The sequence below is a fragment of the Microbulbifer sp. VAAF005 genome (assembly GCF_030012985.1).
Classification (GTDB): domain Bacteria; phylum Pseudomonadota; class Gammaproteobacteria; order Pseudomonadales; family Cellvibrionaceae; genus Microbulbifer.
Genome location: NZ_CP120233.1, coordinates 5,222,778 through 5,235,812, shown reverse-complemented (window position 1 = coordinate 5,235,812; position 13,035 = coordinate 5,222,778). Strand labels below are relative to the sequence as shown.

11 protein-coding genes and 2 pseudogenes are annotated in these 13,035 nt (G+C 44.5%); 7 read left to right on the top strand and 6 right to left on the bottom strand.

Translation table 11 applies throughout. From position 1 onward, the window contains the following. Positions 1–5 precede the first annotated feature (5 nt). From P0078_RS23595 to P0078_RS23575, 6 genes and pseudogenes are all read right to left on the bottom strand, one after another. Positions 6–776, bottom strand: a complete 771-nt coding sequence (locus P0078_RS23595; RefSeq protein WP_282932300.1) for a glycosyltransferase family 2 protein — start codon at positions 774–776, stop codon at positions 6–8. 81 nt (positions 777–857) lie between these two features. Continuing rightward, positions 858–1,771 (bottom strand): annotated as a pseudogene (locus tag P0078_RS23590) (GDP-L-fucose synthase family protein). 45 nt (positions 1,772–1,816) lie between these two features. After that, positions 1,817–2,868, bottom strand: a pseudogene (gene gmd / locus P0078_RS23585) (GDP-mannose 4,6-dehydratase). A gap of 657 nt (positions 2,869–3,525) precedes the next feature. Next, on the bottom strand, positions 3,526–3,705 hold the full coding sequence (locus tag P0078_RS24725; protein WP_353057092.1) for a glycosyltransferase family A protein: 180 nt from the start codon (positions 3,703–3,705) through the stop codon (positions 3,526–3,528). 526 nt (positions 3,706–4,231) lie between these two features. Beyond that, a complete protein-coding gene (locus P0078_RS23580; protein WP_282932299.1) occupies positions 4,232–5,323 on the bottom strand; it encodes a glycosyltransferase family 4 protein in 1,092 nt (363 codons plus the stop codon). Then, complete coding sequence (locus tag P0078_RS23575) at positions 5,316–6,374, bottom strand: glycosyltransferase (RefSeq protein ID WP_282932298.1); 1,059 nt, start codon at positions 6,372–6,374, stop codon at positions 5,316–5,318. The genes P0078_RS23580 and P0078_RS23575 overlap by 8 nt, the downstream gene beginning before the upstream one ends. Before the next feature lie 698 nt (positions 6,375–7,072). On the opposite strand from P0078_RS23575, the gene P0078_RS23570 reads away from it, so the two are divergent. From P0078_RS23570 to P0078_RS23540, 7 genes are all read left to right on the top strand, one after another. Further along, positions 7,073–7,354: a hypothetical protein gene (locus P0078_RS23570; protein ID WP_353057028.1), complete on the top strand. Its 282-nt coding sequence runs from the start codon at positions 7,073–7,075 to the stop codon at positions 7,352–7,354. Between the two features lie 77 nt (positions 7,355–7,431). Continuing rightward, positions 7,432–8,049, top strand: a complete 618-nt coding sequence (locus P0078_RS23565) for an ABC transporter ATP-binding protein (RefSeq protein WP_282932296.1) — start codon at positions 7,432–7,434, stop codon at positions 8,047–8,049. Further along, positions 8,046–9,071: a hypothetical protein gene (locus P0078_RS23560; protein ID WP_282932295.1), complete on the top strand. Its 1,026-nt coding sequence runs from the start codon at positions 8,046–8,048 to the stop codon at positions 9,069–9,071. Before P0078_RS23565 ends, P0078_RS23560 begins: the two co-directional genes overlap by 4 nt. Before the next feature lie 17 nt (positions 9,072–9,088). Further along, entirely contained in the window at positions 9,089–9,508 is a 420-nt protein-coding gene (locus tag P0078_RS23555; protein ID WP_282932294.1) for a glycosyltransferase, read from the top strand. A 160-nt stretch (positions 9,509–9,668) separates the two neighbouring features. Next, positions 9,669–10,022 (top strand): glycosyltransferase family 2 protein, encoded by a 354-nt coding sequence (locus P0078_RS23550; RefSeq protein WP_282932293.1) that lies wholly within the window; start codon positions 9,669–9,671, stop codon positions 10,020–10,022. Then, positions 10,019–11,152 carry a UDP-galactopyranose mutase gene (gene glf, locus P0078_RS23545; RefSeq protein WP_282932292.1) on the top strand — a complete coding sequence of 378 codons (1,134 nt, stop codon included), beginning with the start codon at positions 10,019–10,021 and terminating at the stop codon, positions 11,150–11,152. The genes P0078_RS23550 and glf overlap by 4 nt, the downstream gene beginning before the upstream one ends. A 38-nt stretch (positions 11,153–11,190) precedes the next feature. After that, positions 11,191–13,029, top strand: a complete 1,839-nt coding sequence (locus P0078_RS23540; protein WP_282932291.1) for a glycosyltransferase — start codon at positions 11,191–11,193, stop codon at positions 13,027–13,029. Positions 13,030–13,035 lie beyond the last annotated feature (6 nt).

Here is a 13,035-nt window from a genome sequence, read left to right as displayed (position 1 = left end):
GGCCTTCACCGCCTATGGGTAAGGCCAATTCCTGTGTATTCGAGCAGTTTAAGAGGTACTTTAAATAGAATCAGGAAAAAGTTTGTGTAGATATGATTTTCTTTGCAAGCCCTAACAATTTCCAGGTTTTGATGAATCCGCCCCCAAATGCCTTGGGAACTAACACCCCCTTCACGCATCTTCACAATACATTTTGGCAAGCGCCTGAAGCTGATTTTATCCCGATGAAGAAAACGAGCTAGCAATTCAAAATCTGCTGCAACACGGTAGTTGGTTTTATATAAACCTAGCTTTTTATAACAGTCACGCCGTACAAAAAATGTAGGGTGGGGCGGCATCCAGCCCCAGCGAAATTTTGAAACCCTAAATTTACTGGAGCCATAGAAACGTACTCTTTGACTTAAATTATTACGAGCCACAATTTCCAGGTCTGCATAGACAGATTGGGCTCCCGAAACCAAAAATTCATTAACAACATTTGAAATTACACGACTATCAGAATAGACATCATCAGAGTTAATTGTGCCGACTATATCGCCAGACGCCAGGCATATACCTTTATTCATAGCATCATAAATACCTGAGTCTTTTTCAGACACAACTGCCGCGACTTGGTCTTTAAACTCAGATATTATCTCTAGCGTGCCATCAGTAGAGCCACCATCAATAATTATATGCTCAATATTTGCATAATCTTGAGCCAACACGGATAGTATTGTGTCGCGAATGGTGTCAGCACTATTTAGACAAACCGTTATCAGGCTTATTTTTATCACAAAAAGTCTCAAGTTGTCGTTTCGTGAAAAGTAAAACCTCTCTTGAGAACTTTAGTACAAATTACAATATCTGACATTCGATCAACGTAAAATACTTCTATACCAGTCGTATGTTTTCTTTAACCCTACTCCCAAGGAAGTCTGGGAATCCCACCCCAACTTCGATAGCTTTGAGGTGTCTAGCAACTTCCGCGGCACACCATCAGGCATCGACCTGTCAAATGTAATATTTCCCTCAAACCCAATGATCTCGGCGATTAAATAAGCCAGCTCCTTAACAGTGCAATCCACCCCAGTACCCACATTTAGGTGGGAGCACATAGGCTCTGTCACGGATCGATATACTCGATCTTCCAAACCCATTACAAACACCAACGCATCAACCATATCCTCTACATACAGAAATTCTCGTCGAACATCACCACTCCCCCAAATCCTGACATTCTGCAGCCCTTCATTTTTGGCCTTATGGAAACGATATATTAATGCAGGGATAACATGTGAATTTGCAGAGTCAAAGTTATCATGTGGACCATAAAGGTTTGTCGGCATAACACTGCGATAGTTACGTCCATACTGCCTTGAGTACGATTCGCACAACTTAATTCCGGCAATCTTGGCAATAGCATAAGGCTCGTTAGTCGGCTCCAGACTACCACCAAGCAAGTCCCGCTCCCGTATCGGTTGGGGGAATTCCTTGGATAAATACAAGACGACCCAATAAACAACAAATTTTGGATATCGGCCTTGTGCGCCTGATGGATTACATTGCCTTGAATCATCAGGTTCTGGTAAATAAAATCAGCTGGGAGCCTGCTATTCGCCAATATGCCCCCCACCTTTGCCGCAGCCAAATAAACAGTATCAATCGATTCCGAATTAAAAAAATCAGAAACAGCATTAGCATCTGTCAAGTCCAGCGAATCTCGAGGGCAAGTAATGACCTCACAGTTTTTTACCGGTCTCAGCCTCCGAATTAATGCCGAACCAACCATACCCCGATGACCTGCGATAAAAACTCTCTGGGAGTATTTCACTAACTACTCCTCAAAAATAGGCTCAGTGCGATAACCATTGCCAGCCAACAACAAATTCCGCTTCGCTTCCCTCAAATCATACTTAACCATCTCCCCAACTAAATCTTTCAAGGTTGTTTTAGGTGCCCACCCCAGCTCTTGCCTAGCCAATGAGGCGTCACCTACTAGTGACACCACTTCTGTCGGGCGAAAATAACGAGAGTCCACTTTAACAATTACATCTCCACACTTAACTGCTGGAGCATCTTCTCCCACAATTGAAGCAACAACACCTACTTCTTTCTGCCCCTCTCCATGAAACTCTATCGCTATCCCCAACTCTTGAGCACAATTACGAACAAAATCCCGAACGGAGTATTGCAGCCCTGTAGAGATGATAAAATCCCTAGGACTTTCTTGCTGCAACATCAACCATTGCATTTCAACATAGTCCCTAGCATGACCCCAGTCCCTCAGTGCATTCAGCTCCCCCAAATACAGGCACCGCTCTAAACCTTGGGCAACATTTGCCAAACCCCGGCTTATCTTTCGAGTAACAAAAGTTTCACCACGCCGTGATGACTCATGATTAAATAAGATTCCATTGCAAGCATATAAGCCATAGGCCTCGCGGAAATTGACCACAGTCCAATAAGCAAATAATTTTGCTATTGAGTATGGAGAGCGAGGGTAAAAAGGAGTATTTTCATTCTGAGGGGTAGCTTTGGCAGCACCATAAAGCTCCGATGTTGAGGCTTGGTAAAATCTGGTTTTATCCAACCCCAGAAGACGCATCCCCTCTAGTATTCTGAGGGTTCCAAGCCCGTTCACATTTGCAGTATATTCAGGGCATTCAAAACTGACCGCAACATGTGACTGAGCGCCCAGATTATAGATTTCATCAGGCCGCACCTCCTGAAGAATTCGGGTCAAATTATTTGTGTCGGTAAGGTCTCCATAGTGAAGAAAAACCTTCTACTATCATCTTGCGGCCCTTGGTATAAGTGATCTATGCGGCTCGTATTAAATGAAGAAGACCTTCTTTTAACCCCATGAACCTCGTACCCTTTCGCCAATAAAAATTCAGCTAAATAAGAACCATCCTGACCTGTTACACCCGTTATTAATGCTTTTTTCATGTCTCAGCCTGTTAGAATTATTGGTATACAAGCTCACCTCTCCACAATCAATACCGCCCAAACATTTACAAAGATCAATGTCGCTCAGGTTTCGCCCCTAACATCAAGCGAGCCATCTCCCGTATTTCAACCCCCCACAACCTTATCTGAACGAAACTTGCCAACAATCTATAACCAATATAAATTTCCCTTTTCCTCCAAAAAAATACGACCGACCTTACCGGCGGAAGAAGGGTATATAGAATCAGCTTAATCCTCCCTGCCCCTTGAGAGAGGAAAAACTGCCCTCCCTTTATCCGCCTTGCTTTTGTCGCTACAGATTGCCAGGAGCATCTAACTCGATGATGAACAAAAGCAGATTTCAGAAATAAGACTTTGTACCCTCTTACCCTCAACCTTCTGCAAAACTCAAAATCACCACTCGAAAAGGAATTCTCACTAAAGCCGCCAAACTTCAGAAACAAAAACCGATCAACTACCATATTTGCTGTAGCCGCAACTCCTGCAGATACGTAAACCTCTTGTGGTATCCCTCTCATAAAGTCATAGACTTCATAGATATTGGAGAATCCATATTGCTTTTGACTTCGCACATCACCGGCAAATAACTTTACACTCCCCCCAACACCCAACCGCCCTATCAATTCCAGCTATCCACTTTGAATCCGGCAGGCAATCAGCATCCGTAAATATAAGCCAATCTCCTTCAGCTAACTCTACCCCTTTGTTTCTTGCCGCATAAGACCCAGGCTTTTTGCACTTTCCTGTCTTAATCTGAAAACTTTCCCCCCTAAAAAGGATGGAGAATTCCCGTCATTTGATATCAGCACAAGCTCAAAAAGGTTTTTTGAAATGACTTGAGACTCCAAGCAACAAACCAACTCCTCAATGAAGTGCCACTGCTGATAGACCGGAACAATCACGGAAAATTTAACCCGCATAGCAGCACCAATTGCAGATATTGTTAGACATTTGAATCATCACGCGCTGACTAAACGATTAGCACAACACTTGGAATTAGCAACCTACAACATTGGCCAACAAACAGGATGGGCGGGGATTTCAACAACTGGATCAGGAGAGAGACAGATAGGAACTTCGACAGCAGCCAGGGTAGTTAGAACCTGACAACCTTAAGGGAAGACCGAAACAATCAATGAGAAAATAAATTTGGATAAGTCTTAAAGTCCCACAACCTTGAAACCGCAGAACACAAACATACTTCAGGGAATAGCCAGAGACCCGCCCGAAAAGAGAATGATGTAGAAGCTAGCGCTATAAAAAGATGAACCAAAGCCAGCTACCCGTTGATAGCAGCCTCCTCCAACACCTTCAAGGTGGCTTCCGCTGCTCGATCCCAAGAAAACTCTTTTACCCGAGCGCATGCAGATTCCTGAAGGCTATGGACCAAATCCAAATCTGAATGCAGCTGATGGATACCATTAGCCATGCTAGAAACCGAAAGAGGGTCGACTAAAATAGCTCCACCTCCAGCCACCTCCCGCATAGCTCCAGTATTAGAGGTCAAAACCGGCGTATTCTGCGAAAACGCCTCAACAATAGGCAGCCCAAACCCCTCATAAATCGAGGGGATAAGCAAAGCTCTGGCATTATGATACAAGCCACTTAACTCGTGATCAGGCACATAACCCCGCACCTTTACCATTTCTCCTAAACCCAACCCCTCAATAACTTCACTTAATCGAGGCAGCCCCCAGCCTTGCCCACCACAAACATAAAGCGGCAATGCTCCTTGAGTAGCCATATCCAAGTAAGCTCGATATGCGGCCAGCAGGCGCTCCAAATTTTTCCGGGGCTCCAGAGTACCGACGAAAAGGAAATACTCCCCATCAATGCGGTCGTCAGTATTTTCCAGGAAAGGTGCTTCGGGAATAACAACAGTCTTACCCACAGACTTCGGCATTAACTCTGTGAGCTCATCGGCGGTAAATGCTGATACCGCTATCACCGTTTGCGCCGAGTTTACCGAAGGGGGCATCAACCCACGCTCTAGGTGCTTACCAAATACAGACATAGTTTCAGGAAAGCGCGCCCAAACCATGTCGTGAATCGTCACCACCCGGCTTACTGAAGACGGCATCATCAGCGGTAAATGATGCCTGGGGGACCAGAATACCTGCAAGTCATCATGCCTAGCCCAGGATGGGAAGCGGGCTTGAGCAAAAAGAGTACCCAGTGATTTACGCCCAACCTTCCCTGTACGTACGACCACATTAGCTACATCACAGAGCCTCTCAGGCAGCGGCGCATCACTATAAAGGAACCATTCATGCCCGCTTTGTACCATACGCTCAATGAGGGCTTCCGTATAACGGCCAATACCTGTAGTAACAACTGACAATGGTCTGGCATCAACACCAATCCTAAGCACAGGAACTCCTATCGGAGTCAATCACCTCACTACCAACATCAGACCCTAGAACTTCCCGATAAAGCTCTTGATACGATTCTCGCATCTTCTCGCCCGTGAACAGGGCCTCATAACGCTGGCGAGCTGCAGCCCCCATTATCTTGGCTCTTTCAGGGTTGGAGCTGAGGTCATTCATAGCCGCCCGCAGCGCGGCGCTATCCGCTGGAGGTATCACGTGGCCAGTTACACCATTCTCATTTACAAAGCTTGTACCGGTGCCTATCTCACAACTTATCAGGGGCTTACCGGCCATAAGCCCTTCAATCAAGGTGACCCCGAAGGCTTCAGAACGCAGATGAGAAGGAAAAACTACAGCACCACATAGTCTATACAATGCTGCCTTTTCTTCATCGGATACAAACCCCAGAAATTCAACGTTATCCAGGCCCTGCTTAGAAACAAGAGCGCGCATACGCTCCTCTTCTGGTCCCGCCCCCGCAATCAATATGCGGCAGCCCGCCCCCTCAGCCGCGCGAACCAGGTATTCAAGGCCTTTATAGTAACGAAGAACACCGACAAAAAGCATGAAACCCCGGCCATAGGTGCCCTCAATACGCTTCAAGTCGTCTTCACGCGGGGGCGGCAAGGTATCCTCATCAACCCCCAAGGGAATCACAGAGACCTTATGCTTCCAGCGCTGCAAAACAGGGCTTGTTGCCACATACTGCTCAGAAGTAGCGACGATACGATCCGCTTTGGCAAAAAAACGATTCATGAGAGGGGTGTAAAGCTTCAGCAGCCACCTCTGCCTCACCACATCAGAATGGTAAGTCACAACCAAGGGGCGCCGCTTGCCTGCAAATAGGTAGGCAAGATCACCAAAAGGCCAGGGAAAGTGCAAGTGCAACACTTTCGCTTTGCTACGCCATACATCCAGTAGCAAACCCGGTCCAAAACACATTGAATTGAAAGAAAACCAGCGGCGACTAGCCCGAACTTGCAAGCCGGCCTCAATCTCATAAGAGCCGGGCTTGCAAGAGAGGGCTAATACCTCACCTCCGGATCGAGCCATCTGAAATATGGCCTGTTCCAGCCCTCCATGCGTTTCAGGAAGGAACGTCCTATAACAATGAGCTGCGGTTACTTTTTGTACCAAAACATACGGCCTTTACAAATTCAACGTACTAGTTTACAGCATGTAAGCTGTTGTTTCTAAAGCTTTTACTGTATATTTGGCGCTTCTGTGCCTTTATAATGCCACTCCTATTTGTAACCGTAACACCTGGATGCTTAAGAATCACTTCAATATTGTTTGGCTCAGGGGCGTAAACGCCTTAAAAGCGGACATGGAAAATACCTACCTAGGAACTGTCTGGTGGGTAATGGAGCCACTTCTTCTCACAGGGCTTCTCTACTTCGCATTCGCATCTGGATTCCGCGGCAACCAAGCTGGGCCAGAATTTTTAGCATTCCTGCTGTGTGGCATGCTCCCATTTAAATGGTTTGCGTCATCCATCAGCAATAGCGCCGAATCGATAGTTAACAACAAAGGGATACTTGGCCAATTTTACTTGCCCAAGTGGATATTTGCTTGCTCAATCAATCTATCTATGCTCTTGAGGTTTGTATGCGTCCTACCAATACTTTGGTGCGCTATGGCTCTCGGGGTTTGTCCCCTCCGTCGCATGGTTAGGACTTATCCCTGTCATTTTCTCCCAGCTTGTCATTAATCTCGGGCTAAGCTTGTTAGCTGCGGCTACCATACCTCTGGTGCCCGATTTACGACACTTGGTACCTCTATCCGTAACCGGGGTACTTTTCACATCAGGTATTTTCTTCGATATAGGCAGCCGCCCGCCAGAGGTTCAGGAGCTTCTGTTTCTCAATCCATTTGCTGAAATTTTTGTTAGCTACAGAAAGGTTCTTCTAGAGAACCAAATGCCCGCGATTGGAGAGTTAGCCTATCCACTCATTGTTGGAGCTATATCCCTTATCTCCGCCCTAGCCCTGATTAAAGCGTTGGATAGAACTTACCCAAGAGTGCTGCTATGAGCTCGCCGATATTAACATTTTCAAAAGTAGGCCTCGCCTACCGTGGAAGGTTGAGCCTATTCACAAAGCCAAACTGGGTGCTCAAGGATATCTCATTTGAACTGCTACCTGGCGAAACACTTGGCGTTATTGGGCGAAATGGTGCCGGCAAATCAAGCTTGCTTAAATTGCTCGCAGATATCATCACCCCAAATACAGGAAAAATTCACAGAAAGCCTCATATCAAGTCACAACTATTATCACTTGGGCTAGGTTTTAATAAAAACCTGAGCGGTATTGATAACGCCCTTATGGCACTGGTAACTCAAGGGAGCAGCATCCGACAGGCTAAGACTCTAATTCCCATCATCACGGAGTTTTCTGGCCTCGGCGATACAATTAAGGAGCCTGTTGGCACCTTTTCAGCAGGCCAAAAAGCTCGCCTGGGCTTTGCCACAGCAATCCATGCAACACCGGACGTACTTCTACTTGATGAGATCCTCGGAGTAGGCGACAAAGACTTTAAGCAAAAATCAGCAAAGGCACTGAAGGATAAGGTGCGGTCGAACCAGACTGTAGTACTAGTATCTCACTCTACCCAAACGTTAAAAAAGCTCTGTGACAGAATATTGTGGATAGAAAACGGGGTAATTAAAGCGATTGGAGAAGCCCAGAAAATCTTAGAAATGTATGAAACTGAGGCAGTACCAACATGAAGATCTACGTCCATATTGGCTCAGATAAGACTGGGTCAACCGCCATTCAAGCTGCCCTCAGTCAAAACCGGGATGCACTAAGGGCGAACGGGATTGAGTACCCTCAACTCTTTAAACAAGAAAGCCACCACGAATGCTTGTTTCGAGAACTACGGTCAGGCCAAAAAGGTGGCTGCTGGCTCAAACTGGACAAAGTTATCTCCAGCAAGCCCAAGCATCTTATTCTTAGCGCCGAGGCCTTTTGCAATTTAAAAGCCTCCGAAATAAATTTGTTTAAAAAATGGTTAAACCATTCCGACATATGCGTAATAGCTTATATTCGTAGAGCAGATGAATATCTAGAGTCGGGAATAATGCAAAAACTCAAGACCGCAAAATCATACTCTGCGTTCAAGTGGCAATATTTAATGGCAAAGTATGTCCCCACTCTTTTTGATCCCTGCGTCTATAGTGCAGCCTTTAAAACGCTATTTATCAAACGCTGGGAAAAGGTGTACCCTAATAAAATAATCACCCGCCCATATGACAAGAATCAATGGGAAAGCCAAAACCTCATCTTGGATTTTTTGAGCAGCCTAGGCCTTACAACGGCAACTCAGAATTCAATCCGAGCCAGCAAAGTCAGCAGAAATGTTACTCCCAGCATAGCAGGCGTTTATGCAACTTCGATTCTAACACGAAACAAGCTTTTTGGGCTCAGGCAAAAACTCAGCCAAAGCTTTGCAGGGGACCCCTTACAGAAAAAGAAAGGCGCATTTTTGAGTTGGAATAAGCGTGCAACTGCGCGCATGATTTCTCAAATATTTAACTACTTCACAATTGGCTCTCAAGGGGTCAGTTTTTCTAATGAAAAAACCCCAAAATCAATTGGGCTTCCAAGCCTATCTGAGGTGATATCCGCTTCTGAAGATATTGTTGCGAACCAATTAGCTGAAACAAATAAAATGCGAGCTAACCTTCAACACAAGCTAAAAAGTTGCTCGCCCGCACCTAAAGAGCGGCCCATCGCAGCTAAAGATTAATACAGGAGCATACTGGTTTGACGTTAGACACTACAGACAAATCAGCCTCTGTGCCGCTCATTGAGATTGTAATTGTGACTTACAATCGAAAGGCAGAACTGATCGATCAACTAAAGCTACTAACACATTTAGATTACCCCAAAGAAGCTTATAGCATTACGATTATCAACAATAATAGTGATGATGACACCGCTCTGGCAGTCGATGATTTTATTCAGCAAAACAGTAATTCACGGCCGCAAATTAAAGTGCTCACTCTGCATGAAAACCTTGGGGGGTCTGGCGGCTTTAGCGAAGGCATTAGAAAAGCAGCCTCCCAAAACAGGGCCAACTATATTTGGCTATTAGACGATGATGCAACGCCACAAAAAAATACACTGAAGCTTTTGGTTGCTAGCGCAGAAAAGGAAGCTGGCAAGTGTATTATTGGGGGGTAATCCTAGACAAGTCCAATACAAAAAAAGTGACAGAGGCGGGAGCCAAGGTCCGCTGGTGGAGAGCCAGGCAAGAGCTACTTTTTAATGGCGAAAGTATAGGTGACCTTCCCTCAACCCCTTTGAAAGCGAGTACTCATCTGCGGCTTGCATGCTCATTCCCATGGACGCAGCAAAAAAACTCCAAGATTTTGCAAACTTTTTCCTTCACTTTGACGACGTAGAGTGGTGCCTACGAGCAAGGGAAGCAGGCTATAAAACACTTATCGAACCAAAAGCACATGTTGCACACCCAACGAAGAACAAGGAGTATCGTCCCGGCATTAAATACTACGATGTCAGGAATTTTTTGTATGTTTCGGTAATGCACTACAAGGTAGCAACCCCATACCTCTTTATTAGGTTCTTTGTAAAAGCAGCCATTTGCAGCCTCTCCCACCACAAAAGAAAAGAGAGCCAAGAAATCTTTAAAGCTTTATTAGACTTTACAACTAAAACTCAGGGCAAAATGCAATGACTTCAAAAAACAACTCTATCGCAATTGTCGGCGCAGGATTCTCAGGGGCCGTTATTGGCCGTGAGCTTGCAGAGGCTGGATATAAAGTTAATATCTTTGAGACGCGAGACCATATAGCAGGAAACTGCCACACCGAACGTGACTCTGAGACTGGCGTAATGGTCCATAAGTATGGACCACACATTTTCCATACTGCGGATGAAGAAGTATGGAAATATATCAATAAATATGCTGACATGATGCCTTATAAAAATCGTGTCAAAGCAATTTATAATGGCAATGTATATAGCCTGCCTATTAATTTACATACGATAAATCAATTCTTCGGAAAAACCTTATCCCCAACTGAAGCCAAGTCCTGGATTGAATCTCAGGCAGACCTTTCCATTGAAGATCCTAAAACCTTTGAGGAGCAGGCACTCCGCTTTGTCGGGAAGGACCTATATGAAGCCTTCTTTAAGGGCTACACACAAAAACAGTGGGGACTCCACCCTTCCGAGCTTCCTGCCTCCATTCTTAAACGCCTCCCTGTGCGTTTTAATTATGATGACAATTACTTCAATCATCCATTTCAGGGAATGCCTAAGCATGGTTATACCGAGATCGTATCCAAGATCTTAAAACATGAAAACATTACCCTCCACTTAAGCAGCCCTTTCAACCCTGACGAAAGAAAGAATTACAAGCATACCTTTTGGTCTGGCCCCCTTGACGCCTTCTTTAATTATGAGCATGGCCGGCTTGGCTACAGAACCCTAGATTTCGAACGAAGCACTCAAGATGGGGATGCCCAGGGAAATGCTGTAATTAACTATACAGAAGAAAAGGTACCTTATACCCGAATCACTGAGCACAAGCATTTCGCGCCCTGGGAAGAACATGAAAAGACCGTGATTTACCATGAATACTCCAGGCTTTGTGAAGAAGGTGATACTCCTTACTATCCTATTCGCCTTGCTGGGGAGGTTGAAATGCTGGAGACCTATGAAAAAGAGGCGCAAAAAATTGAAGGTGTAACTTTTGTTGGGAGACTGGGGACTTACCGATACCTGGATATGGATGTCACTATTAGAGAAGCACTAGACCAAGCAGCGGCCTTCCTAAAAGAATCACCACAAACAGAAAAATAGATCTTTGGTTACACGCTAAAATTAGATTGAATAGAACAATGAACACTATACACTCAATTATCCCTCCTAATAGAAAAGCCACAACACTGGACTCGCTTTACCAGCACTATTCTGGTGCCATCAGATACTCCGAGCCCGAATCTGCGTGGCATATCGGCCCATTTTCAACTCTATCATTTGACACATACTTTAATTCTTTTAGCCTTGGGAAATGGCTCAAGTATTGCGATCTTACCTCGCTCAAGGCAAAAATTAGGGGTGCTGGGACCTTTACATGTGAAGTAATCGCCGCATCCAAAGAATCGGGAAATGTCGTTCTAGCAAGAAGATCTATTCAGCTAGAAGATTGCTCAGAAGTAGTTATCGATATTGATTTAACTTCAGCACCTAAAGCAGGCTTGGCATTCATTAAAATAGAAACCAGTCTTGACGCAGCAAAAATCTATGATATTGCCCTCTTAACCGAGAATGCTCCCCGCCAAAATTGCTCTCTGGCTATTGTTATGCCGACCTATAAAAGGGAGAGCTTCGTATATAGAAACATCAAGCTTTTTGATGAGCTTAAGAAAAAAATTGACCCTAGCACTGTCATCGACCTTTTGGTGATAGATAACGGCTGCACTCTCACCGCCCCCGATAACTCTTCTGTAAAATTATTTACGAATAAAAACTATGGTGGGTCAGGCGGGTTTGCAAGAGGGTTAATTGAGGCCACGCGTGAATCAAACAAATACAGTCATATCGTTTTGAGCGATGATGATACAACGATAGAACCAACAACACTGCTTCGACTGCAAACATTCTACTCATATTGCCATGACAGCTCTGTAGCGGTTAGTGGAAGTATGCTACGACTTGATCAGCACAACATCCAATATGAAAATGGTGCCATACTTAATAGCGACGCACATTTTATCCCTATAAAAAGCCAACTTGACTTGAACCACCTTAATGGTCTGCTTGAAAATGACCAAGAAGTGGCAAAGCAATATGCTGGTTGGTGGTTCTTTTCTGCTCCAACTTCGACATTTAAACACCTAGGCTTACCGATTCCTGTATTTCTAAAGTGGGATGATGTCGAGTATTCGTTAAGAGCAATAGAAAATGGCATCAAAATTATAGATATGAATGGTATTGGCGTATGGCATGAACCATTCGAAAACAAATACTCCTCAGCAACATTTTACTATGAAGAGAGAAATTCGTTCATAGGACGCAGCATCCATGATTCCAACTTCAGTTACTGGGCTATGTGCAAGCGATTGCTAAAGAAAACAATCGTGCTGTCACTGGGGTATCGTTATGACTCAGCTCAAAAAGCAATTGATGGAACAAAAGCTGCATTGAACGGATTTTCTAAACTTCATGATACATTGCCAGATGAGCTGCACGGAGCCTTACTGCGCTCTCAAGAAGATGTAGCAAAGAGCATCGCCCCATCTAAAATCCCCCAATTTAGATTTGATGATTTCAAAGTAAGGCTTAAACATAAAATTTTATCCAAGCTAACTTTAAACGGGCATATTCTACCTAGCTTTCTCATTTTTCCTGACAAGAACATAGCAGATCCAGGAATAAGATATATGTCAACCTTTGACTGGAATTACATCAAGTGCTTGCGTGCTCGTAGGGTACAATATATTCAACCCTCAACCCTGAGCGGTTTTACAGCTACACGAAATCCCACAAGATTTTTTAAGATTGTTGGGCAGGCAACAATGCTCACCCTTACATCTTACAAGCTATTCAAAAAAGCCAAAGTCAGCTACGTAGAAAATCAAAGACATATGACATCAAGAGAGTTTTGGGAGGAATTTCTTGACATCAAAAAGGATAATTTTGTAACAGAACCCACCCCAACTACAGAAAATCACTAACGTCTG

Excerpts from the sequence above, each read along its gene's own strand:
- P0078_RS23575 (WP_282932298.1), bottom strand. The coding sequence starts at position 6,374 with ATGGCTCGATCCGGAGGTGAGGTATTAGCCCTCTCTTGCAAGCCCGGC.
- P0078_RS23550 (WP_282932293.1), top strand. The coding sequence starts at position 9,669 with ATGGACGCAGCAAAAAAACTCCAAGATTTTGCAAACTTTTTCCTTCAC.
- P0078_RS23540 (WP_282932291.1), top strand. The coding sequence starts at position 11,191 with ATGAACACTATACACTCAATTATCCCTCCTAATAGAAAAGCCACAACA.
- P0078_RS23560 (WP_282932295.1), top strand. The coding sequence starts at position 8,046 with ATGAAGATCTACGTCCATATTGGCTCAGATAAGACTGGGTCAACCGCC.
- glf (WP_282932292.1), top strand. The coding sequence starts at position 10,019 with ATGACTTCAAAAAACAACTCTATCGCAATTGTCGGCGCAGGATTCTCA.